Below are 22,088 nucleotides of genomic sequence, written 5' to 3' on the forward strand. Positions count from 1 at the left end.
TTAACAAGGGGCCCTTCCTTACAGCTCAGCGGCGGGGGCCGAGGGCGGCGTCGACGGCATGGCCGAGGGCGGTCACGACCAGCGCCACGGACGGACGGACCACCGAGTCCTCGAGACTGACGTCGCCGGAGAACCCGGCCCCGCTGGCGATCTCCGTCAGCCGACGGCGGGCGTCGGCGGCGGTCCCGCCGTCGACGCCGAGCGCCGGCTCCATCCGGAGCACCGCGACCAGCGTGGCCAGCGCGGCGGTCCGCTCGTCGGGGGCGGCGGAGCCGGTCAGCGCCTCCGCGAGCCGGCGGCGGGTGTCCGCCTCCACGCTCGGGTCGACCACCGGGTAGCGGTGCACGTGGATGAAGCCCAGCTCGGTCTCGTCGACGTCGCGGACGACGCCCTGGCGGCACAGGTCACCGAGGATCCGGTCGCGCAGCCCGTGCCGGAGCCGTTGCACCCAGGACGAGGGGCTGTGCGGGGTGTCCGCCCCGATCTTGGCGAGCACCTGGTCGGCGACCGGCTCGCCGGTCGGCGTCGGGTCGACCACCGCGAGGTTGCCGTCGGCGTACGCGATCCGTCCGGCCAGGGCCAACTCGATGAGCACGGCGGCGGCCATGCCCAGGTCGAGGCTGATCCGGGGCATGGTCGCCTTGCCGGTCTCGTCGTCGTACGCGAGGAGGAGCAACTCCTCGGCGAGCGCAACACCAGTCATGGCCAGGAACGCTAGCGCCTGTCCGCACCCCCGTGCGCCGGGACGCGCCCGACGCCGGAGCGCTCAGAAGCGGGGCATGCCGCCGAACTGGCGGTCGCCCGCGTCGCCGAGGCCGGGGACGATGAACATGCGGTCGTTGAGGCCCTCGTCGACCGATGCCGTCACCAGGCGCAGCGGCAGGCCGGAGCGCTCCAGCCGCTCGATGGCCATGGGGGCGGCCAGCACACAGAGCACGGTGATGTCGGTGCAGCCCCGGTCGGCCAGCAGCCGGCAGCAGTGCTCCAGCGAGCCGCCGGTGGCCACCATCGGCTCGAGGACCAGCACCGGCCGGCCGCTCAGGTCCCGCGGCAGCGACTCCATGTACGCGCGCGGCTCGAAGGTCTCCTCGTCCCGAGCCAGGCCGACGAAGCCCATCGACGACTCCGGCAGCAGGCCGAGCGCCGCGTCGGCCATGCCGAGACCCGCCCGCAGCACCGGCACCAGCAGCGGCGGGTTGGCCAGCCGGGTGCCCTCGGTGGCCGTGACCGGGGTCTGCACCGGGTACCGCTCGACGGGGAAGGAGCGCGCGGCCTCGTACACCAGCATGGTGGTGAGTTCGTGCAGCGCGGCCCGGAACGAGGCGGAGTCGGTCCGGGCGTCGCGCATCGCGGTCAGCCGCGACTGGGCGAGCGGGTGGTCAATGACGAGTACGTCCACGGTCGCTCAACCTACCCGCCCGCCGCGACGGGCACCGCCGGTGTGGCCGGACCAGCGACGGCGCTCACCCGAACCCCCGCCGTGGCCAAGATCACGTACCGGTGACGTGCGTAGACTTCGGGTCATGACGGCGACAGCGACGTCGGCCCGGTCGGACCTCTCCGAGCTGGGACGATCCGAGACCGCTCTGCGGACCTTCCTGCACGGCCTGCCCGGCGTGGACCAGGTCGGCGCGGAGCAGCGGGCGGCCCAGCTCGGCACCCGCTCCATCAAGACCACGGCCAAGGCCCAGGCGATCGACCTGGCGATCCGGATGGTCGACCTGACCACGCTCGAAGGGGCCGACACCCCCGGCAAGGTGCGGGCGCTCGCCGCGAAGGCCCTGCGCCCCGACCCGGCCGACCCGTCCTGCCCGCACGTCGGCGCGGTCTGCGTCTACCCCGCGATGGTCCCCTACGTGGCCGAGGTGCTCCAGGGCAGCGGCGTGCACCTGGCCAGCGTGGCGACCGCCTTCCCGTCCGGGCAGGCGCCGCTGGAGGTCAAGCTCGCCGACACCCGGGCGGCCGTCGAGGCCGGTGCCGACGAGATCGACATGGTGATCAGCCGGGGCGCGTTCCTGGCCGGCCGCTACCAGGAGGTCTACGACGAGATCGTGGCCACCAAGGAGGCCTGCGGGGACGCCCACCTGAAGGTGATCCTGGAGACCGGTGAGCTGGCCACGTACGACAACGTGCGCCGCGCCTCCTGGCTGGCGATGCTGGCCGGCGGCGACTTCATCAAGACCTCGACCGGCAAGGTCCCGGTGGCGGCCACCCCACCGGTGACGCTGGTGATGCTGGAGGCGGTCCGCGACTTCCGCGCCGCCACCGGCCGGCAGGTCGGCGTGAAGCCCGCCGGCGGCATCCGGACCAGCAAGGACGCCATCAAGTACCTGGTCATGGTCAACGAGACGGTCGGCCCGGACTGGCTGGACCCGGACTGGTTCCGCTTCGGCGCCTCCACCCTCCTGAACGACCTGCTGATGCAGCGCACCAAGCTGAAGACCGGCGTGTACTCCGGTCCCGACTACTTCACCCTGGACTGAGCGCGATGTTCGAATACGCACCCGCCCCCGAGTCGCGCTCGGTGGTGGACATCAAGCCCTCGTACGGGCTGTTCATCGACGGCGAGTTCGTCGACCCCACCGACGGCGGCACGTTCAAGTCGGTCAACCCGGCCACCGAGGAGGTCCTCGCCGAGGTCGCCGAGGGCGGCGCCGGCGACGTCGACCGTGCGGTCCGCGCGGCGCGGACGGCGTACGAGAAGGTCTGGGGGCCGATGCCGGGCCGGGACCGGGCCAAGTACCTGTTCCGCATCGCCCGGATCATCCAGGAGCGCTCGCGCGAGCTGGCCGTCCTGGAGTCGCTGGACAACGGCAAGCCGATCAAGGAGTCCCGCGACGTCGACATCCCGCTGGTCGCCGCGCACTTCTTCTACTACGCCGGCTGGGCCGACAAGCTGCCGTACGCGGGCTTCGGCCCCGACCCCAAGCCGCTCGGCGTGGCCGCGCAGGTCATCCCGTGGAACTTCCCGCTGCTCATGCTGGCCTGGAAGATCGCCCCGGCGCTCGCGGCGGGTAACACGGTGGTGCTCAAGCCCGCCGAGACCACCCCGCTCACCGCCCTGCTCTTCGCGGAGATCTGCCAGCAGGCCGACCTGCCGGCCGGCGTGGTCAACATCGTCACCGGGGCCGGCGACACCGGCCGGGCGCTGGTCGAGCACCCGGGCGTGGACAAGGTGGCCTTCACCGGCTCCACCGAGGTGGGCAAGGCCATCGCCCGCGCGGTGGCCGGCACCCGCAAGAAGGTCACCCTGGAGCTGGGCGGCAAGGCCGCCAACATCGTCTTCGACGACGCGCCGGTGGACCAGGCCGTCGAGGGGATCGTCAACGGCATCTTCTTCAACCAGGGGCACGTCTGCTGTGCCGGGTCCCGGCTGCTGATCCAGGAGTCCGTCGCCGACCGGGTGCTGGAGTCGCTGAAGCGCCGGATGGCTCAGCTGCGGGTCGGCGACCCGCTGGACAAGAACACCGACATCGGCGCGATCAACTCGGCCGCGCAGCTCGCCCGCATCAGGGATCTCTCCGACGCCGGCGCGGCCGAGGGCGCCGAGCGCTGGTCGCCGCCGTGCGAGCTGCCCGACCGCGGCTTCTGGTTCGCGCCCACGATCTTCACCGGGGTCACCCAGGCCCACCGGATCGCCCGGGAGGAGATCTTCGGGCCGGTGCTGTCGGTGCTGACCTTCCGCACCCCGGCCGAGGCCGTCGAGAAGGCCAACAACACCCCGTACGGGCTGTCGGCCGGGATCTGGACCGACAAGGGCTCCCGGATCCTGTGGATGGCCGACCGGCTCCGCGCCGGCGTGGTCTGGGCCAACACGTTCAACAAGTTCGACCCGACCTCGCCGTTCGGCGGGTACAAGGAGTCGGGCTACGGTCGCGAGGGCGGCCGGCACGGGCTGGAGGGCTACCTGAATGTCTGAGCGGGTCGCGGTACGCAAGACGTACAAGCTCTTCATCGGCGGGAAGTTCCCGCGCAGCGAGTCGGGACGGTCGTACATCGTGCAGGACGCCAACGTCGCCCTCTCCTCCCGCAAGGACGCGCGGGACGCGGTGGTCGCCGCCCGCGCCGCCGTGAAGGGGTGGGCCGGGGCGACCGCGTACAACCGGGGTCAGATCCTCTACCGGGTCGCCGAGATGCTGGAGGGCCGCCGCGAGCAGTTCGGCGCCCTGGGTCTTCGCGACGAGGAGGTGTACGCCGCGATCGACCGCTGGGTCTGGTACGCCGGCTGGTCCGACAAGCTCCCCCAGGTGTACGGGGGCGCCAACCCGGTCGCCGGTCCGTACTTCAACCTGTCGGCTCCGGAGCCGACCGGCGTGGTGGCCGTGGTGGCGCCGGAGGCTCCGGCGCTGCTGGGCCTGGTCAGCGTGATCGCCCCGGCGATCGTCACCGGCAACACGGTCGTGGTGGCGGCGTCGCCGTCGGCGCCGCTCGCGGCGGTGACCCTGGCCGAGGTGCTGGCCACCTCCGACCTGCCCGGCGGTGTGGTGAACATCCTCACCGGTCGCCTCGCCGAGACGGTGCCGACGCTGGCCAGCCACATGGACGTCAACGCGATCGACCTGACCGGGGTGGCCGACGCCGGGCTCGCCGCCGACCTGGAGGTCAAGGCGGCGGAGAACCTCAAGCGGGTGCTCCGGCCGGCTCCGGCCGACCACGACTGGTTCGCCGACCCGGGCGTCACCCGGATGACCACCCTCCTGGAGACGAAGACGGTCTGGCACCCGAAGGGAGTCTGATCCGTCCCGTCGGGGGAAGCTCTACTACGCGGGGTAGGATTGTGGCGTGACTCGGCTCGGTGATCTCGAACGTGCGGTGATGGACGTGCTGTGGGACTCGGTCCCCGCCACGTCGGACGGCGTCACCGTGCGCGAGGTGGCTGACGCCCTGGCCGGGCGGGAGCTGGCGTACACGACCGTGATGACGGTGCTGGACCGGCTCGCGGGCAAGGGCATGGTGCGGCGCGAGCGCGAGGGGCGGGCCTGGCGGTACCGGGCCGCCGGGAGCCGCGAGGCGCACATCGCCCAGCTCATGCTCGACGCGCTGGACCTCGGCGGCAGCCGGGACGCGGCGCTGGTGCGCTTCGCCCGCTCGGTCACCGGCACCGAGGCCGACGTGCTGCGCGCGGCGCTCGGCGCCGAGGCCGGTCGGAGCGACACCGCCACCCCGGCGGAGGGCACCGGGCCGGCTGACGCCGGGCCGCTCACCCAGCGGGTCGAGACTCCCACGACCGACCGGGCCGGGCGGGTACGCCTGGCCGACGAGGCGGCGGACCGGTAGGGGCGGGGCCATGTCCTACGCGGTGCACTTCGGCGTCTCGGTGCTGGCCTGCTGGCTCACCGCGCAGGTGCTGGCGGGCTCGAGGTGGACGTGGCACAGCCCCCGGGTCGCGATCCTCTGCTGGCAGGCGGTCGGGCTGGCCGTCGGCCTCTCCGCGATGGGCCTGCCGATCGCCCTGGGCCTGGCGGCGTACGACCGGCCGACCGGCAGCGCCCTGTGGGCGCTCGCCACGGACCTGGGCGACGGCACCCTGCCGGTCGGGGTGGGCGCGATCCATCTGGGGCTGGTCGGCGTGGGTTTCGGCATCGGGGCGGTGCTGCTGACCACGACCGTCCGCAGCGTGCATGCCGCCGTCCGCGCCCAGCGCCGTCACCGCGACCTGCTGACGCTGGTCGCCCGCCGGGACCCGACCGTGCCGGGGGCGCTGGTGCTCGACCACCCCAGCGCTGCGGCGTACTGCCTGCCGGGGGTGCGGCCCCGCGTGGTGGTGAGCGCCGGCACCCTCGACCTGCTGGACCGGGCCGAGCTGGCGGCTGTGCTCACCCACGAGCGGGCGCACGCCCAGGAGCGGCACGACCTCGTGCTGCTGCCGTTCACCGCGCTCTGCCGGGCGCTGCCGTGGGTCGGGTGGGTGCGTGACGCGCACGAGCGGGTCGCCCTGCTGGTCGAGATGCGCGCCGACGACAAGGCCCGTGAGCTGCACGACGAGGCGCCCCTGGCGGGTGCGCTGCGCCGCTTCGCGGCCGCCGGCGCCCGGATCACGCCGGCCGGCACGCTCGGCATGGGCGACCGGGACCTGGACGTCCGGGTGCAGCGCCTGCTGGATTCGGGCCGGCCGTCCCGGCTGATCGGGGCGGCGGCGCTCAGCGTGGCGTCGACCCTGGCCGCCCTGCCGGTCTCCCTCTTCCTCAGCTGAGCCTGGCGCGCCGGCGGTCTCGACCGGCCGACCGACCCCCACGATTACTACGTAATGTCGTAGAGTTCCCTACGACATTACGTAGTAGCGGCTATAGGTAGCCAGACTACGTGTAGGCTCTCTACGACAGCAGCCGATCATCGGGAGGGCCGACCATGGACACGCTGCTCCTCGCCCGCCTCCAGTTCGCCACGACGACGTCGATCCACTTCCTCTTCGTGGTGGTGACGCTCGGGCTGGTCACGCTGCTGGTCGGCCTGCAGACCGCCTGGGTGCTCACCGACAAGCCGGTCTACGAGCGGCTGACCCGCTTCTGGGGCCAGCTCTACGTGATCAACTACGTGCTCGGCATCGCCACCGGCATCGTGATGGAGTTCCAGTTCGGGCTGAACTGGAGCGGGCTGTCGCGCTACGTGGGCAACGTCTTCGGCGCGCCCCTCGCCATCGAGACCCTGGTCGCCTTCTTCCTGGAGTCGACCTTCCTCGGCATGTGGATCTTCGGCTGGCACCGGCTCCGCCGGGGCGTCCACCTGGCACTGCTCTACGGTGTGGCGATCACCGCGTACGCGTCCGCGTTCTGGATCATGGTCGCCAACTCCTGGCTCCAGAACCCGGTCGGGTACGAGGTCCGGGACGGCATCGCGCACCTCACCGACTTCACCGCCCTGCTCACCAACCCGAGCCTCGGCATGGCGCTCGGGCACGTGATCGCGGCGTCCCTGCTCGTCGGCGGGATGCTGATGGCCGCGGTGAGCGCCGGGCACCTCCTGCGGCGCACCCCCGACTTCGCGCTCCACCGCACCGCCCTGCGGATCGGCCTGGTCACCGCCGCGCTGTCGATCACCCTGGTGCAGGGCTTCGGGTTCGCCCAGTTCGGGCCGGTCGGCGAGGTGCAGCCGACCAAGTTCGGCGGCGGCCCGGGCGCGGACGCGCTGGTGGCCGAGTGGACCGCCCGGTTCGGCCCCGGCGACTACACCCCGCCGGCGCTGGCCAGCGTCGGGCTCGGGTTCATGATCCTCATCGGCTTCGGCCTCGGCACGCTCTGGCTGCTGTTGCCGCTGCTCTGGCGGGACTGGATCATCCGGCTCCGCTTCCCGCTCTGGCTGCTGCTGCTCGCCCTGCCGCTGCCCTTCGTCGCGGCGATCCTCGGCTGGATCGCCCGCGAGGTCGGCCGGCAGCCCTGGGTGGCGTACGGGCTGCTCCCCACGGACCAGGCCGTCTCCGGTGTCGGCCCCGGGGTGATGCTCGCCTCCCTCATCGGCTTCACGTTGCTCCTCGGCACGCTCACCGTCACCAACTGGGTGCTGCTGGCGAGGCACGCCGCCGGTGGCGCCGTCGATCCCGCTCTCGGCCGCCGGCCGGAGCAACCGCCGGCCGACCCCCGCCCCGAACCCGCCTTCGCCTGAGGGAGACGACCGTGGAACTCGCCTGGTACGCGCTGCTCGGTGCCTTCTTCGCCGCCTACCTCGTGCTCGGCGGCTACGACTACGGAGTCGGGCTGCTGCTCGCCCGGCGCACCGGGCCGGCGAGCCGGCGCGCCGCCCTCAACGCCGTCGGCCCGTTCTTCCTCGGCAACGAGGTCTGGCTGGTCGCGGCCGTCGGCATCCTGTTCGGCGCGTTCCCGCTGCTGGAGGGAGAACTGCTCGCCGGCCTCTACCCGGCCGTGGTCGGGGCGCTGGCCGGCGTGATCCTGGTGACCGCCGGAGTGCAGCTGCGCAGCCGTCCGGCCGGTGACCGCGCCCGCGCCACGTGGGACCGGGTGGTGCTCGTCGGCAGCCTGCTCGCCGCGCTGGGCTGGGGCGCCGTGCTCGCCGGGCTGCTCCAGGGCGTACCGCTGCACGCCGACGGCCACGTCGCCGGGGTGACCCACCTCTTCACCCCGTTCGTGGCCGCCGTCGGGCTCGCGGTGGTCGCCCTGGTCGCGGTGCACGGCGCGACCTTCCTCACTCTCCGCCTGCCGGCCACCGACGCCGAGCCGCTGGCCCGGCTGGCCCGCGGGCTGGTCCCGGTGGCCCTCGCCGCCGTCGGCACCGCCGCCGTCGTGGGCCTGCTCTCGGACCGGGTACGCGCCGCCGCGCAACAGCCGGCGGTGGGCGTACTCCTGCTGGCGCTGCTGGTCGCGGCCCTGCTGACCGCCCGGCTCGCGCTCGCCCGGCGGCGGCCCGGGGTGGCGTTCGCCGCCACCGCCACGGCCCTCGCGGTGCCGGTGGTGCTGGTCGGGGCGACGCTCTGGCCGTACGCGCTGGTCTCCACCGTCGATCCCGGCGCGTCGCTGACCGTGACCGACGCGGCGGCCAGCGGGCCCACCCTGCGCCTGCTGGGCTGGCTGACGGTGCCGCTCCTGCCGGCCCTACTAGGCTTTCAGGCGATGTGCTGGTGGGTGTTCCGGGGACGGACCGACGGCAGGGCACCGGTGTACTGGTGAACCGCCGTCCCTTCGACCCGCGTCTGCTGCGCCGGGTCCCCGCGGCCCGGCGCGACCTCGCCGTGCTCGCACTGCTCGGCGTGCTCGCCGCGGGTCTGGTGGTGGCGCAGGCGACCGCGCTCGCGGCGCTGCTCGCCACCGCCTTCGAGGGACGGTTGGACCGGCCGGCGCTGGCCGGGTTCGTCGCGGCGGTCGCCGCCCGGTCGCTGCTGGTCTGGGCGCAGGGCACGGTCTCGGCACGGGCCGCGGCGACGGTCAAGGCCGAGCTGCGGGTCGACCTGCTCGACGCGGTCGGGCGGCACGGCCCGACCTGGGTGGCCGGGCAGCGCGCCGGCCAGCTCGCCACGCTCACCGGCCGCGGCCTGGATGCGCTGGACGCCTACTTCACCGGTTACCTGCCCCAACTCGTCCTGAGCGTGACGGTGCCGGTGGCGGTGCTCGCCCGGATCTTCCTCGCCGACTGGAGTTCCGCTCTCATCATCGCGGTCACGCTGCCGCTCATCCCGATCTTCGGCGCCCTGCTCGGCTGGCAGGCCCAGGCGGCGACCGAGCGGCAGTGGCGACGACTCTCCCTGCTCGGCGGCCACTTCCTGGACATGGTGGCCGGGCTTCCCACGCTGCGGGCCTTCGGGCGGGCGCGGGCGCAGACCGAGGTGGTCCGCCGGATGGCCGACGGGCACCGCACGGCGACCATGAAGACCCTGCGCATCGCGTTCCTCTCCGCGCTGGTTCTGGAACTCGTCGCCACCCTCTCGGTGGCGCTGGTCGCGGTGCCGGTGGGCATCCGGCTGCTCGGCGGTGGGCTCACCCTCCAGACCGCGCTGCTGGTGCTGCTGCTCACCCCGGAGGCGTACCTGCCGCTACGGGCCGCCGGCAGCCGCTTCCACGCCAGCATGGAAGGGCTCACCGCACTGGACGAGGCGCTCACGCTCGCCGAGGGCGCGCCGGCCGGCGGGCCCCGGGCGGGCGCGGCCGTGCCGGACGGGCGCGGTGAGATCCGGTTCGAGGGGGTGACCGTCGCGTACGACCGCACCATCGCCCTGCGCGACGTCACGCTGACCATCCGGCCCGGCGAGCGGATCGCCGTCGTCGGGCCGAGCGGCGCCGGCAAGAGCACCCTGCTGGGCCTCCTGCTCGGCTTCGTGACGCCGACCGCCGGCCGGGTCACCGTCGGCGGAACGGACCTGGCCGGCGCCGACCTGGACGCCTGGCGCCGGCACCTGGCCTGGGTGCCGCAGCGGGCCCACCTCTTCGCCGCCTCGCTGGCCGACAACATCCGGCTCGGCTCCTCCGACGTCCCGGACGCCGCACTGGCCGGCGCGGTCCGCGACGCCGCGCTGGACGACGTCGTCGCCGCACTGCCCGACGGTCTGGCCACCATGCTCGGCGAGCGCGGGCACGGCCTCTCCAGCGGCCAGCGGCAGCGGGTGGCACTGGCCCGCGCGTTCCTGCGGGACGCACCCGTGGTGCTGCTCGACGAGCCCACCGCACGACTCGACTCGGCCAGCGAGGCAGCCGTCCTCGACGCCACCCGCGCCCTGATCTCCGGCCGGACGGCGCTGCTGGTCGCGCACCGCCCGGCGCTGCTCGCCGACGCCGACCGCATCCTGCGGATCGCCGACGGGCGGGTCACCGAGCTCACCCCGGCCCCGGCCGGGAAGGTGACACCGTGAACGCGCCGGAGCGCACCGTGCTGCGCCTGGCCCGCCCGTACCTCTACCGGCTGGTCGGCGCGGGCCTGCTCGCCGCCGCCACCGAGTTCGCCGCCCTGGCCCTGATGGCCACGGCGACGTGGCTGCTGATGTCCGCCGCCGAGCGGCCACCGCTGGACCGTTTGACCGTCGCCATCGTCGCCGTCCGGGCACTGGCCATCGGGCGCGGCGTGCTCCGCTACACCGAACGCCTGGCCGGGCACGACGCGGTGCTGCGGCTGGTCACCGACGTCCGCGCCCGGGTGTTCGCCGCCCTGGCCGCCCGCCGGGACAGCGCCGGGCAGCGCTCCGGCGACGCCCTGAGCCGGCTGGTCTCCGACGTCGAGGCCGTACAGGACCTGCTGCTGCGGGTCGTCGTACCGGCCGCCGCCGCGGGCCTGGTGGGCGTGGTCGCCGTCGGTGCGGCGGCCCTCGTCTCCCCGGCCGCCGCCGGGGCGCTCGCGGCCGGCCTGCTGCTCGCCGGTGTCGCGTTGCCGGCCCTGGCCACCGCGCTCACCCGGCACGCCGCCGCCGAGCTGGCGCCGCTGCGCGGTGCCCTGGCCGCCGACGCGGTCGACCTGACCCACGGCGCCGCCGACCTCGCCGCCTTCGGCGCCACCGGGCAGGCGCTGGGGGTGGCCGCGGACCGGGCCCGGCGGCTGGCCCGGCTCGAACGGCGGCTGGCCGCGACCGGGTTCGCCGTCGACGCGGCGGGTGTGCTGGTGGCCGGGCTGACCGCCGGCGCGGTCGTGCTGGTGGCGCTGGCGGCCGGAGTGGACGGCGTGCTGGTCGGTGTGCTGGCCGTCGGCACGCTCGCCGCCGTCGAGATCGCGCTCGCCCTGGTCGGCGCGGCGCGCCAGTGGACCGGTCTGCGAGCCGGCCTGAGCCGCGTCGCCGCCCTGCTCGACGAGAGCGAGGACGTGGCGTCCCCGGCCCCGACACCGACCACGCCCACCCCGGCCGCCGCCCCCGACGTCCGGTTCGAGGACGTGACCGTCCGGTACCGCGCCGCGGCCGCGCCCGCCCTGCACGATTTCCACCTGCACCTGCCGCCCGGTCGGCGGATCGCCGTCGTCGGGCCCAGCGGCGCGGGCAAGAGCACCCTCGCCGCCGTCCTGACCGGCTCGGTGCGGCCCACCTCGGGTCGGGTCGACCTGGACGGGCGCGACCTGTCGGCGTACCCCGCCGAGGCGCTGCCCCGGCTCGTCGGGGGTCTGCTCGCCGAGGCGTACGTCTTCCACGCCACCGTCCGGGAGAACCTGCTGCTGGGGCGGCCCGGCGCGGGCGAGGACGACCTGGCCGCGGCCACCGCCGCGGCCGGCCTCCTGGACTGGGTACGCGCACAGCCGGACGGCTGGGACACCGTGGTGGGCGAGGAGGGCGGCCAACTCTCCGGCGGCCAGCGGCAGCGCCTGGCCCTGGCACGGGCGCTGCTCGCCGCGCCCCCGGTGCTGGTGCTCGACGAGCCGACCGAGGGGCTCGACCCGACGGCGGCGGACGCGGTGCTCGACTCCGTCCTGGCCGCCACCCCGGCGGGGCACTCCGTGCTGCTGATCAGCCACCGCCTGCGCGGACTCGACGGGTTCGACGAGATCCTGGTGCTGGACTCCGGCCGGGTGGCGCAGCGCGGCCGGCACGCCGACCTGGTCGCGCTGCCCGGCTGGTACCGGGACCAGTGGCTCCTCCAGGAGGCCGCCGAGCGCGGCTACCTCGCCCTCGGCCCCCTTCCCTGACCGTCCCCGCACACGTCGGATCCGGGTCGGCCCAGGGATGTCCCGGACGGCACGGGGCGGCCGGTCGTGGCAGGGTGGTGGCATGCGGGGCGGCGACGAGGTGCTTGTTGAGGAGCGGCTGCGGGCGCTGGAGGAGCGGCTGCGTGGGCCGAGCAGGCTGAAGGCCGATCTGCTGACCGAGGCGCGGCACGGGCTGCTGGACGCCGTCGAGGCGTACCGGGAGGACGGGCTGCCGGCGGCGGAGGCCCGCCGCCGGGCGGTGGCCGAGTTCGGCACGCCGGCGCAGCTCGCCCCGGCGTACCAGGCCGAGCTGGCCGTCGGCGCGCTGCGCGGCCTGGCCTGGCGGGTGCTCGCGGTGGCCGCCGCCGGCATCGCCGCCGGTGACCTCACCTGGCGCGGCGCGAGCTGGAGCGACGGCCCCCGGCCTCCGGCGGGCTACCTGCTGCTGTCGGCGTCGATGGACTGGCTCTGGTTCACCGCCGCGGTGCTCGGCGGGCTGGGCGTCCTGGTGGCCGGCGCACGCCGGCGCAGTCCCGTCGTCGACCGGCTGGTCGGCGCCGGCCTGACCGGTCTGCTCGCCCTCGGCGGGCTCGCCGGCGCTGCCCTCTTCGGCTGGTCGGTCGGGCTCTGGGACGGCGCGCTCACCTGGCCGCCGATGATCATCGGTGCGGTGCTGGTGGCCGCCGGCTTCCTCTGGCTGGGTCGCGCCGCCCGGGGCTGGGTGCACGCCGTCCGCTGACCGCCGCCGGGAAGGGCGCTCCTCAGGCGGGTGTGGTGGGTGGCGCGTCCGCGTCGAGGAACCGGCCGACGGTGGAGCTGAACTCGCGCCAGCCGGACCGCTCACCGGCCAGCGCCCGGCGGCCCGCGTCGGTCAACTGGTACGTCCGCCGCTCCCGGCCGTTGACGGTGCTCCAGGTGCTCGCGACGTGGCCGGCCCGCTCCAGTCGGCGCAGCGCGGGATAGATGGTGCCGGTCGGCAGATCGAGGTGGCCGTCGCTCCGGCTGCGGAGCGCCTCGATGATGGCGTAGCCGTGCAGTGGTCCCTGTTCGAGCACCGCCAGGAGCAGTGCGTCGAGGTGTCCGTGCAGCGCCTGGGCCTTCATACGTAGCAACGCTACTTGTCGTCCGGCCGGACCGCCACCGGGGTGCGGACACCGGGACGCCCGGGTCGCCCACTAGGGTATGTGCGCGTAGTCACTCGCCGGAGGAGCCCGGCGGGTGGGCAGCCCGAAGCACACGGAGGTCAGCGTGGCCCGCCAGTCGCCTCACCGGTCCGACGCCGACGAGCCCGATCTCGACGGCCCGGCCGAGTCCGGCACCGCAACCGAGTCCGCCGAGGCCGCCCGCGCACTCTGGGAGGAACTGCGGATCGACCCGGTCGAGATCGCCCTGCCCGCCGGCACCGGCTACACCCTTCGGGCGTACCGGCCGGCCCGGGAGCTGACCCCGACCGACGTCGAGGAGCGGGACCAGGACGACCCCTTCCTCGCCCGCCGTCAGGTGGTGACGGAAGAGGACGAGGACGACGAGAGCGTCGTCATCCTCGACGAGGAGGTCGCCCAGGAGTTCGCCGAGAGCGACGAGGAGGAGGCCCGGGAGGCCCGCCGCGGCGGCAAGGGTGAGACGGAGGACGAGGCCGAGGCCGAGGCGGCCGAGGAGGAGGCGGACGACGAGGAGGTGCCGGTCTTCCTCAGCCACAAGGGCCGGCTGCTGCTCTTCAAGACCCCGGAGTCACTGGTCAGCTTCGTCCGGTCCGGTGCGCCCAACGACCTGTCTCAACTGGACAGCTGGCATGAACTGTCCGAACGGGTGGAACCGGCCGACATCGCCCCGCTCGACGAGGACATCTACGAGCTCGACCTGGTGGTGGAGAACCTGCGCGGCGGGCACGACGCCTGGGATCCCACGCTGCTCATCGAAGCCGGCGAGATCGCTCGTGACATCTCGTACGCACTGCGGCTACCGGCCGTGCTGGACATGCTCTCCGCCGGGTCCAGCCTCGACGATCTGGACGAGGCACTGCGGGCCTCTGTCAACGGGGGGATCGGCGGATTCCTCGGCCGGCGTCGGTTGAAGAAAATCGGGGCACAAACCGCAAGTTTGGGTTGGCGCACCATTGTCGGCAAGATCTCTGCTGTCGTGGACTGGCGCGACTGACCCGTACCAGGGAGCATCAGTCTCTGGCAGAGAAGACCTTGTGTCCCGGGAGGAGGACGACGCCGTGGCGCTCGTGCGCGTGTACTGCGGTTTGGCCTCGGCGGATCCGGCCGACCGACCGGCTTCAGCCGGTTCGACGCTGACGTCCGCTGTGGTCGATGACGCAGGCCGTCTGCTGCATGTCTGCGAGATCAGCGACGACCCCGCCGGCTACGCCCGGCTGGTCACGCTGCTCGTGGAGCGGTCGGGCGGGCCGAGCGGTGCGGCGATCGCCGCCGACAGCGACGACCACACGGTCACCTCGCTGCTCAGCGCGGCAGGCCGACCCCTCGCCATCGCCGACGACGACTCGGTGGACGACTTCGCCGAGCGGTTCGCCGACGACGACTCCCTGGAGGAGATGCAGTCGCCCCCGGCGGAGCGGCGGGCCGTCGGCCTGGCCCGTGCCCTCCAGGCCGGAGCGCTCTCCGCCGTCACCCTGCCCGCCCCCCGGGACCTTGCCGGCTACAAGCAGGTGCTCGCGGCGCACGCCGCGCTCGCCAACGGCCGGCACTCTGCGGCGGTGGCCCTGCGGGAGGTGCTGCGCGAGCTGTACCCGGCCGCGCTGCGCGCGTACCCCGACCCGGCCGAGCCGGTCGCACTCGCGGTCCTGGACGCCCTTCCCGAGCCGGGGCTACTGACCGCCGTCGGCCGCAGCCGGGACGACACGGCCGACCGCGTCGCGGCGGACCTCGCCGCCGACGGTGTCGCCGACACCGACCAGATCGAGGCGGCGGTGACCGCCCTGCGGGTCGCCATCTCCGAGTCGCCCCGCCGGGCGACGGTCAACCGGGCCCTCACCGCCGCGGTGGCCGAGACGGTCCGGCAGGCCGTCGCCTCCGTACGCGCGTGTGACCTCGGGTGCGACGCGCTGGTCGGCGCGCTCGACGACCGGGTGAGCCCTCCGACGCCCGGCCGTCGCGCCGCCGCCCGCCGTGGCGAGCCGGTCGGCGAGCTGACCCCGGCCGCCAGCGGCGCCACGCTGCGCGCGGTGCGCCCGGCCGAGCCCGCCCGCCCGGCCACCGGCGCCCGCCGGGCCCGCCCGGAACCGGTCTCCGGCGCGACCCCGCCCCCGTCTCCCCGGCCGCTCGGTCCGCCCCCCGTCGCGCCGGCACCGGTGGCGCCGCCGCCGGTGGCTCCGGCACCGGTCGCCCCCGCCGCGTTCGCGGGCCCGCCGGTCTCCGCACCGCCCGCCCGCCCCGAGGCGTCGCCCAGCCGTATCGACGGCCCGACGAACCGGCCGATCTCGGCGCCGCCGCCCCCGCCTCCCGGCATCACGCCCATCGCCCCGACGCAGCGGGGTTCGGTGCCTCCGGCCGAGGCCGGCGAACCGTTCCGGCCGACGCTGACCACGGCGGCGATCCAGAACGCGCGCGCCGAGCGGCAGCGCACGGTCATCCCGCCCCGGCCGAAGACCACGACCGAGCCGCCCGCCCCGGCCGGCGGCTTCAGCGCCACCGACCTCAGCGTGCCGGTGCCCACGCCGCGTCCCGGCCAGGAACCGGCCACCCCGGGCTCCCGGGCCAACTGGCCGCTGGTCAACAACCCGCAGGACCCGGGCGACAGTTCGGCGCGGAACCCGGTGGTCGGCTCGTACGGCGGGCGCGGCGTCGACGCCCCCACCGACCCGGGCACGGAGCGTCGGGTCACCCCGCCCTGGCTCGCCGACGACCTCCCCCAGGAACCGCCGATGCTGCGCCTGGTCGAGCCGCCGCCGCTGGCCGACCGGGCCCTGCGCAACGGGCAGGGCCCGGCGGCCGGCCCGGGCCTGGAGACGCCGCCGCTGCGGCTCGTCGACCGCGACGAGCCCCGCAACGGACGGCCCGCTCCGCGTACGCCGGCGGTGGAGCACCGGCCGGCGCCCCCGGTGGAGCACCGGCCCCCGCCGGTGTCCGACGACGGCGACGGTGACCTGCTGATCTTCGCCCAGGCGAAGTCGGCGTGGTTCGTGGGTCACGGTGAGTCGACCGAGTTCAACTGGTCCTCACTGGACGACAGCGGCTGGCAGGCGGCGGAGCAGGCCGCCAAGCCCGCGATCGGCTCCGAGACCACCGCCGGCCTGCCGAAGCGGGTGCCGCAGGCGAACCTCGTCCCCGGCTCGCCGCTGCGCGACGAGCGTCCACTGCGGATCGTGCGCGACGCCGCCAGCCTCGCCGAGAACACCACCGGCTACTTCCGCGGCTGGCGTCGCGGGCAGGAGATCGGCGGCTTCGCGGTGGGCGGGCGCCCGGGCCGGGAGGCCGCCGGCGGCTGGGACTTCAGCCGCGACACCGGCGACCGCGACGACGACCGGGAGTACGAGTACCGGTCCGCCGGCTACCGGTCCTGACCGGACACTGACGACGCAGCAGGCCCCCGGGCAGAGCCCGGGGGCCTCGTCGTGTGTCCACGGGCCTGACCGGGGGCCGAGTGTGCCGGGCAGAGCCGGGGCCGCGTCGGGTGTCCGCAAGGCCGCACGCGAGGCCTGGAGTGCGCGTGGTCGCGCCCGGGTGGACGTGAGCAGCCGGGTGCGGGACGGTCAGCGTTCGGCGCCGTGCCGCCGGCCACCCGGTCCGGTCGGCCGTACCCGGACAGCACGTCGCGCCCGGTGGCGGCCGAAGCCACCACCGCGCGCGGACGGGCGAACGTCAGGCCCGGGCGACGGCCCGCGACCGGCGCATGGTGAGCACGTACTCGACCAGCGAGATCAGCACGTGCTTGGTCGACTCCCGGTTCCGGGCGTCGCACGCCACCACCGGCACGTCGCTGGAGATGGCCAGCGCGTCCCGGACGTCCTGCGGGTCGTGGTACTGCATGCCGTCGAAGCAGTTGATCGCCACCAGGTACGGCAGCCGCCGGTGCTCGAAGAAGTCGATCGCCGCGAAGCAGTCGGCGAGCCGGCGGGTGTCGACCAGCACGACCGCGCCGATGGCACCGCGGACCAGCTCGTCCCACATGAACCAGAACCGGGTCTGACCGGGCGTACCGAACAGGTACAGGATCAGGTCACGGTCGATCGTGATACGACCGAAGTCCATGGCCACCGTGGTCGTCGTCTTCCCCGGCACCTGCCGGTTGTCGTCGACGCCCACGCTCGCGGAGGTCATGATCGCCTCCGTGGTCAACGGCGTGATCTCCGAGACCGAGCCGACCAGCGTCGTCTTACCGACGCCGAATCCACCGGCGATAACGATCTTCGCCGACGTCACGCGCCCGCTCGCGGTCGGCGGGCGCGACATGTCAGAGCCTGCGAAGTCCACTCAGCACCCTCTCCAGCAGTTCAGTGCCCACCGCGTCGTCCGAGTCGTCCAGAATGGTCGGCTCGTGGACCGCGACCAGGCCATCCGTCGCCATGTCGGCGATGAGCACCCGGGCCACACCGAGCGGTAGCTGCATCCGCGCCGCGATCTCGGCTAGCGACTGCACGCGTCCGTCACACAGCGCGGCGATGTACTGGTGCTCGCGGCCATGACCGCCGTTGCCGTTGGCAGCGGCCCGGCCGCGCACCGTCGTCTCGACGAGCGCTTCCATCGCGATGTCGAGTCGAGGGCGGGTACGACCACGGGTCACGGCGTATGGACGGACCAACGCGCCGGTCGGTTCGTCACGATCGGCCATGTCCCCGCTCACCTCCTTCGTACCCCGGACCGGCTGGCGCCGGTCGAACCCCTCGTTGTCGTTGCCCCGCCGACCGCACGGTCAGCGGAACGTCAGCCCAGCATGCCCGCGGCCGCACGCGGCTGCGGGGTCAACGCGTCGCCCACCCGGTCGACCAGCAGGGCCATCTCGTAGCCCACCTGGCCGACGTCGCAGCTGCGGGCGGCGAGCACGGCGAACGACGAGCCGTCCGAGATGGACATCAGGAACAGGAAGCCGTTGTCCATCTCGACCACCGTCTGGAGAACGGCACCGCCCTCGAAGCAGCGGGCCGCACCCTGGGTGAGGCTGACCAGGCCGGAGGAGATAGCGGCCAACTGGTCGGCCCGGTCCCGCGGAAGGTCCCGCGAGGCCGCGAGGAGCAGGCCGTCCGCCGACACGGCGACCGCGTGCGCGACTCCGGGCACCCGGTCGGCGAAGTTGGCGAGCAGCCAACCGAGATCCTGCGTAGTTGTCATCCTTCTTGCTCCTTCTGCCCGCTCCCGGCCACCGGGCCAGAGCCAGACTGCGAGGACTGCCCACCCGGAGTCTCCCCCGGGGTGGTCGAGTTGCCGTCGGAGGGGTTGCTCCGCCCACGCTGAACACCGCGGTGGTAGGCCGACAGCAGGCCACGGACCGATTCGGGAGTGCGCCGCTGCACCGACGTCGTGGGCTTCTCCACCGCGCCGGGCACGAGTTGCGCCATCGGCGTGCGCTTCGGGAGCCCGGTGGGGGTGGTCGACCCCACCGGCACCTCGCTGGCCGCCGAGGCGGCCCGCCAACCGTCGTCGGCGGCGGTCTGCCAGCCGCCGCTGGTCGGCGGCGTAGGCCGCTGCGGCAGCCCCTCGGCGGGAGTGCGGTTCCCGTTCGCCGTCGAGCCGTTCTGGCGCGGAGCGCCGCCGGACGTCGGGGTCTCTGCCATCGGTGCGTTACCTGTCGTTGCGGGTCGTGTCTGCTGCGGCGGTGCCTCGACCCTGGCGAACTGCTGGGTCGTGGCGCCGCCGTTCGGCACGGCCGCCTTGGCGGCCTCCTCCGGGCCCGGACGACGGGTACGGAACCAGGCCGACTCCAGCTCCCGAAAGATCGGCAGCTCCATCGTCTCGTCCGCGTACCGCTGCCGGTTCTGGGCCGGCTGCGGCGTGGTCGGCCGCGCCACTGCGGGCGGCGTGGCCGGAGCCGGTCGGGTGACCGGGGCCGACGGCGTGACGGCGGGACCGGCCTGCGGCGGCACCGGCGCGGACTGCTGCGGCGTCGGGTTCGCCGACGGTTCGGCTGCCGGGCGCGCCACCCGGGGCAGCTCGGTGGTCATGTCCAGCGCCGCGGCGAGCCGCTCCGGCACCGCCGGGGTCGCGGCGTCGCGGGTCGAACCCGGCACCGGCGGCCAGGCCGGCGGGGCGGAGGCGCTCGGGGCCGGCGTCGACGAGACCGGACGCTGGGGCAGCGGCGTGGGGTACGGCTGACCGGACGCCGGGGCGGCCGAGATCGGCTGCCCGGAGACCGGCGAGGCCGACAGCGGGGAGGCGGAGATCGGCATGCCCGAGGTCGGCGGGCTGGAGACGGGCGGCGCGGAGTACGGAATCGGCGGGGCCGACACCGGCGGGACCGTCGGCGCCGAGTACGGGCGGGTCTCCGGGCTGCTGGGCAGTTGCCGCGGGATCGCCGGCTGCTGCCCGGTGGTGCCCGGGTCCGCCTGGTTGCGGCGCTGCGGCAGCGGGTCGATCGGCTGGCCGTTGGTGGTACGCGGAGCGAACGCGTCACCGCCGTTGGCCCCGTTGACGACCGGGGTGGCCCCGGTGAGGTCCGACCAGGCCGGCATCCCCCGGGCCGCGCCCGCGGCCGCGGGCGTGCCGGCACCGTTGCGGTGCGCCGGGTCGAACGGGCGGCCGCCGAGCGTCACCTGGTTGCCGGACTCGCCGGGGCGCGGGCCGGGCACCGGCGCGGCCGGGCCGTTCCCGAGCGCCGGCAGGGCACCGAAGGCCGGGGCGGGGCCGCCGAAGGTCGGGGCCGGGCCGGTGGCGGCCGGCGGCAGCGCGGACGACGGCTGCATCCGGCCCGCCAGTGCCCGGGGCACCAGCACCGCGGTCGGCAGGGTCACGTCCGCGACGGTCCCCCGCTCGGCACCGGGCCGCAGCTCCACCTTGACGCCGTGCCGGGACGCCAGCCGGGCGACCACGACCAGACCCATCATCCGGGAGACGGCCACGTCCACCTGCGGCGGCGTGGCGAGCTTGTCGTTCAGCTCGCGGAGCTGGTCCGGGCTGATGCCGATGCCGCGGTCCTCGACGTAGAGCGAAGCGCGGTCGCCGACCCGGCGGGCCTCGACGACGACCTGCGAGTCCGGCGGGGAGAACGCCGTGGCGTTGTCGAACAGCTCGGCGACGAGGTGCACCAGGTCGTTGACGGCGTGCGCCGCGACCTCGATGTCCCGGTCGATGATCCCGAACTCGATCCGCGTGTAGTGCTCGACCTCGGACTGGGCGGCCCGGAGCACGTCGATCAGGGCGGCCGGCTCACGCTGCACACGGGTCGAGTCGGCACCGGCGAGCACCAGCAGGTTCTCGTCGTTGCGGCGCATCCGGGTGGCCAGGTGGTCGAGCTGGAACAGCTCGGCCAGCCGGTCCGGGTCCTCCTCGCCGCGCTCCAGCCGGTCGAGGTGACCGATCAGCCGGTCGACCAGGATCTGCGACCGGCGGGCCAGGTTGACGAACATGGTCGCGACGGACGCCCGCAGGGCGGCCTGCTCGGCGGCGGTGCGGACGGCTTCCAGGTGGACCGCGTTGAACGCCTCGGTCACCTGGCCGAACTCGTCCTTGCTGCGCACCGGCAGCGGCTCGGCGATCTGGTTGGCCAGCTGCACCGGGGTGAGCTGGCCGGTCACCTGCGGGTCACGCAGCCGGGCGACGGCCTGGGGCAGCCCGTACTGGGCGATGGAGAGGGCGCCCTGACGCAGGTCGCGCAGCGACCGGGCCATCGAGCGGGCGACCAGGTACGCGAAGAGAATGGCCAGCAGCAGCATGCTGAGCAGCAGGCCGGTCTCCAGGAACACCTGGCGTTGCACGTCCGACCGGATGTCGTCGGCGAGCCGGACCGCGTCGGCGTCGATCCTCGCCTCGACCTTCCGGATCAGGCCGGCCTCGGCCACCATCGCGCTGTCCCACTGGTTGGCGTTGAAGCCGGCCTGGGTCAGATCACGCGCGCTGGAGAGGCCCCTCAGGTTGCTCCGGTAGCCCTGGGCCTCGCGCAGGTCGGCGCCCGCCACGGTCTGCTGGTAGAGCTCCCGCGCGGGCCGGCCGGCGACCGTGTTGAAGGTCTCCAGCCACTGGCGCTGACCGGTGAACGTGGAGATGTAGATGTCGCGCAGGTTCGGCGTGAGCTGGCGCTGGTTCAGCGAGATGTGCACCACGTAGCGTTCCTGCGAGTGGAACTCCTTGTGCCGGGCGAGCGCGGTGGCGGCGCGCATCTGGTCGCTCAGCTCGAGGTCCCCGGCGAGCTGGGTCGCCGAGTCCCGCACGTTGAGCAGGTTGGCGATCAGGTCGTCGTACTGCTGCTGCGTCTGGGCGGTGTCGAGCTTGCGGTTGAGGACCTGGCTCCGGATGCCGGGCAGGTCGGTCAGGGCGCGGTCGATGAAGCGCAGCTCGTTCTCGAAGCTGTTCGGCAGGTCCTCGACCTCGGCGCGCTGCCGCGAGTACGGCCCCTTGGCCTCCTCGACACCGACGGACGCCTGCTCGTACGCCTTCCGGAACCCGTCGGTGGCGCTCCTCGGCGAGCCCACGAGCCGGATGGCGTTGTTGCGCTCGTCCTGCAGCCGGTTGACCAGCTCGCCCGAGTGGCCGACCAGGCTGGTGAGGTCACCCGCCCGGTTGGCGTTGTTGAGCGTCTGCAGGTGGTCGACCAGACCACTGGTACCCACGACGACCGTGGCGATGGTCGGCACGATCATGATGAGACCGAGCTTGGACCAGATCGGCATGTCGCGGAGCCGACCGGCCGGCCGGCGCAGACGCGACAGGAAAGAGCCTGCCGTCTTTGGCCGTTTGCTCACGTCACCGCCCTCGCGTTTGCAGCGTCCGCGTTACCCTCGGGCAACGCCCAGCGGCCGACCCGGCGGGTCGGACCATCCGAGATTCCATCACGCCGTCTCGGAAACGGAAAGCCCAGGTTGGCCGTCGCGGAGGGTGTGATGAGATGTTCTTGCGATCTGATAGCAATCCGTCTGGCCGGAGTAACTGAAGGTA

The 22,088-nt window shown here is 74.3% G+C and carries 18 protein-coding genes and 1 pseudogene; 12 read left to right on the forward strand and 7 right to left on the reverse strand.

Translation table 11 applies throughout. The annotated features are described in order from the left end of the window. Positions 1–25: 25 nt before the first annotated feature. Together ACN26Y_RS03855 and upp are read right to left on the reverse strand one after the other, a co-directional pair. Entirely contained in the window at positions 26–703 is a 678-nt protein-coding gene (locus ACN26Y_RS03855; protein ID WP_155328922.1) for a GOLPH3/VPS74 family protein, read from the reverse strand. Positions 704–766: 63 nt separating this feature from the next. After that, positions 767–1,399 carry a uracil phosphoribosyltransferase gene (gene upp, locus ACN26Y_RS03860; protein ID WP_155328923.1) on the reverse strand — a complete coding sequence of 211 codons (633 nt, stop codon included), beginning with the start codon at positions 1,397–1,399 and terminating at the stop codon, positions 767–769. 124 nt (positions 1,400–1,523) lie between these two features. Here upp and deoC point away from each other — a divergent pair, with 124 nt between their 5' ends. The 10 genes and pseudogenes from deoC (at position 1,524) to ACN26Y_RS03910 (ending at position 12,781) form a co-directional block, all read left to right on the forward strand. Further along, the gene (deoC, locus tag ACN26Y_RS03865) at positions 1,524–2,483 is read left to right on the forward strand and encodes a deoxyribose-phosphate aldolase (protein WP_422734342.1); all 960 of its coding nucleotides are present in this window, start codon (positions 1,524–1,526) and stop codon (positions 2,481–2,483) included. A 5-nt stretch (positions 2,484–2,488) separates the two neighbouring features. Then, positions 2,489–3,919 carry an aldehyde dehydrogenase family protein gene (locus ACN26Y_RS03870; protein ID WP_155328925.1) on the forward strand — a complete coding sequence of 477 codons (1,431 nt, stop codon included), beginning with the start codon at positions 2,489–2,491 and terminating at the stop codon, positions 3,917–3,919. Next, on the forward strand, positions 3,912–4,736 hold the full coding sequence (locus tag ACN26Y_RS03875; protein ID WP_155328926.1) for an aldehyde dehydrogenase family protein: 825 nt from the start codon (positions 3,912–3,914) through the stop codon (positions 4,734–4,736). Before ACN26Y_RS03870 ends, ACN26Y_RS03875 begins: the two co-directional genes overlap by 8 nt. Before the next feature lie 46 nt (positions 4,737–4,782). Then, entirely contained in the window at positions 4,783–5,277 is a 495-nt protein-coding gene (locus tag ACN26Y_RS03880; RefSeq protein WP_366602246.1) for a BlaI/MecI/CopY family transcriptional regulator, read from the forward strand. A gap of 10 nt (positions 5,278–5,287) precedes the next feature. Further along, positions 5,288–6,193: a M56 family metallopeptidase gene (locus ACN26Y_RS03885; protein ID WP_155328928.1), complete on the forward strand. Its 906-nt coding sequence runs from the start codon at positions 5,288–5,290 to the stop codon at positions 6,191–6,193. Positions 6,194–6,348: 155 nt separating this feature from the next. Then, a complete protein-coding gene (locus tag ACN26Y_RS03890; RefSeq protein ID WP_155328929.1) occupies positions 6,349–7,599 on the forward strand; it encodes a cytochrome ubiquinol oxidase subunit I in 1,251 nt (416 codons plus the stop codon). Positions 7,600–7,610: 11 nt separating this feature from the next. Continuing rightward, positions 7,611–8,618, forward strand: coding sequence for a cytochrome d ubiquinol oxidase subunit II (locus ACN26Y_RS03895; protein WP_422734343.1), 1,008 nt, complete (start codon positions 7,611–7,613; stop codon positions 8,616–8,618). Next, a complete protein-coding gene (gene cydD, locus ACN26Y_RS03900; protein WP_155328931.1) occupies positions 8,615–10,291 on the forward strand; it encodes a thiol reductant ABC exporter subunit CydD in 1,677 nt (558 codons plus the stop codon). The genes ACN26Y_RS03895 and cydD overlap by 4 nt, the downstream gene beginning before the upstream one ends. Positions 10,292–10,293: 2 nt before the next feature. Further along, positions 10,294–12,042 (forward strand): annotated as a pseudogene (gene cydC, locus ACN26Y_RS03905) (thiol reductant ABC exporter subunit CydC); the annotation flags it as partial. Positions 12,043–12,124: 82 nt separating this feature from the next. Next, a complete protein-coding gene (locus ACN26Y_RS03910) occupies positions 12,125–12,781 on the forward strand; it encodes a permease prefix domain 1-containing protein (RefSeq protein ID WP_422734344.1) in 657 nt (218 codons plus the stop codon). A 22-nt stretch (positions 12,782–12,803) separates the two neighbouring features. Here the strand turns inward: ACN26Y_RS03910 and ACN26Y_RS03915 are convergent, their stop codons facing one another. Further along, positions 12,804–13,145: a PadR family transcriptional regulator gene (locus ACN26Y_RS03915; RefSeq protein ID WP_155328934.1), complete on the reverse strand. Its 342-nt coding sequence runs from the start codon at positions 13,143–13,145 to the stop codon at positions 12,804–12,806. A 115-nt stretch (positions 13,146–13,260) separates the two neighbouring features. Here ACN26Y_RS03915 and ACN26Y_RS03920 point away from each other — a divergent pair, with 115 nt between their 5' ends. Both ACN26Y_RS03920 and ACN26Y_RS03925 read left to right on the forward strand, forming a co-directional pair. Beyond that, on the forward strand, positions 13,261–14,199 hold the full coding sequence (locus ACN26Y_RS03920) for a DNA primase (RefSeq protein ID WP_155328935.1): 939 nt from the start codon (positions 13,261–13,263) through the stop codon (positions 14,197–14,199). Between the two features lie 40 nt (positions 14,200–14,239). After that, on the forward strand, positions 14,240–16,567 hold the full coding sequence (locus tag ACN26Y_RS03925; RefSeq protein ID WP_422734346.1) for a transposase: 2,328 nt from the start codon (positions 14,240–14,242) through the stop codon (positions 16,565–16,567). Positions 16,568–16,865: 298 nt separating this feature from the next. Here the strand turns inward: ACN26Y_RS03925 and ACN26Y_RS03930 are convergent, their stop codons facing one another. The 4 genes from ACN26Y_RS03930 to ACN26Y_RS03945 all read right to left on the reverse strand — a co-directional run bounded on the left by ACN26Y_RS03930 (position 16,866) and on the right by ACN26Y_RS03945 (position 21,895). Then, positions 16,866–17,456 (reverse strand): GTP-binding protein, encoded by a 591-nt coding sequence (locus tag ACN26Y_RS03930; protein WP_155328937.1) that lies wholly within the window; start codon positions 17,454–17,456, stop codon positions 16,866–16,868. Between the two features lies 1 nt (position 17,457). Continuing rightward, entirely contained in the window at positions 17,458–17,835 is a 378-nt protein-coding gene (locus ACN26Y_RS03935) for a DUF742 domain-containing protein (protein ID WP_155328938.1), read from the reverse strand. 92 nt (positions 17,836–17,927) lie between these two features. Next, on the reverse strand, positions 17,928–18,332 hold the full coding sequence (locus ACN26Y_RS03940) for a roadblock/LC7 domain-containing protein (protein WP_155328939.1): 405 nt from the start codon (positions 18,330–18,332) through the stop codon (positions 17,928–17,930). Then, a complete protein-coding gene (locus ACN26Y_RS03945) occupies positions 18,329–21,895 on the reverse strand; it encodes a nitrate- and nitrite sensing domain-containing protein (protein ID WP_422734347.1) in 3,567 nt (1,188 codons plus the stop codon). Before ACN26Y_RS03945 ends, ACN26Y_RS03940 begins: the two co-directional genes overlap by 4 nt. Positions 21,896–22,088 lie beyond the last annotated feature (193 nt).

Source organism: Micromonospora sp. WMMD558 (genome assembly GCF_049315255.1).
In the GTDB taxonomy this organism is placed as follows: domain Bacteria; phylum Actinomycetota; class Actinomycetes; order Mycobacteriales; family Micromonosporaceae; genus Micromonospora.

Excerpts from the sequence above, each read along its gene's own strand:
- ACN26Y_RS03855 (WP_155328922.1), bottom strand. The coding sequence starts at position 703 with ATGACTGGTGTTGCGCTCGCCGAGGAGTTGCTCCTCCTCGCGTACGAC.
- deoC (WP_422734342.1), top strand. The coding sequence starts at position 1,524 with ATGACGGCGACAGCGACGTCGGCCCGGTCGGACCTCTCCGAGCTGGGA.
- ACN26Y_RS03870 (WP_155328925.1), top strand. The coding sequence starts at position 2,489 with ATGTTCGAATACGCACCCGCCCCCGAGTCGCGCTCGGTGGTGGACATC.
- ACN26Y_RS03875 (WP_155328926.1), top strand. The coding sequence starts at position 3,912 with ATGTCTGAGCGGGTCGCGGTACGCAAGACGTACAAGCTCTTCATCGGC.
- ACN26Y_RS03885 (WP_155328928.1), top strand. The coding sequence starts at position 5,288 with ATGTCCTACGCGGTGCACTTCGGCGTCTCGGTGCTGGCCTGCTGGCTC.
- ACN26Y_RS03890 (WP_155328929.1), top strand. The coding sequence starts at position 6,349 with ATGGACACGCTGCTCCTCGCCCGCCTCCAGTTCGCCACGACGACGTCG.
- ACN26Y_RS03910 (WP_422734344.1), top strand. The coding sequence starts at position 12,125 with ATGCGGGGCGGCGACGAGGTGCTTGTTGAGGAGCGGCTGCGGGCGCTG.
- ACN26Y_RS03915 (WP_155328934.1), bottom strand. The coding sequence starts at position 13,145 with ATGAAGGCCCAGGCGCTGCACGGACACCTCGACGCACTGCTCCTGGCG.
- ACN26Y_RS03930 (WP_155328937.1), bottom strand. The coding sequence starts at position 17,456 with ATGTCGCGCCCGCCGACCGCGAGCGGGCGCGTGACGTCGGCGAAGATC.
- ACN26Y_RS03935 (WP_155328938.1), bottom strand. The coding sequence starts at position 17,835 with ATGGCCGATCGTGACGAACCGACCGGCGCGTTGGTCCGTCCATACGCC.
- ACN26Y_RS03940 (WP_155328939.1), bottom strand. The coding sequence starts at position 18,332 with ATGACAACTACGCAGGATCTCGGTTGGCTGCTCGCCAACTTCGCCGAC.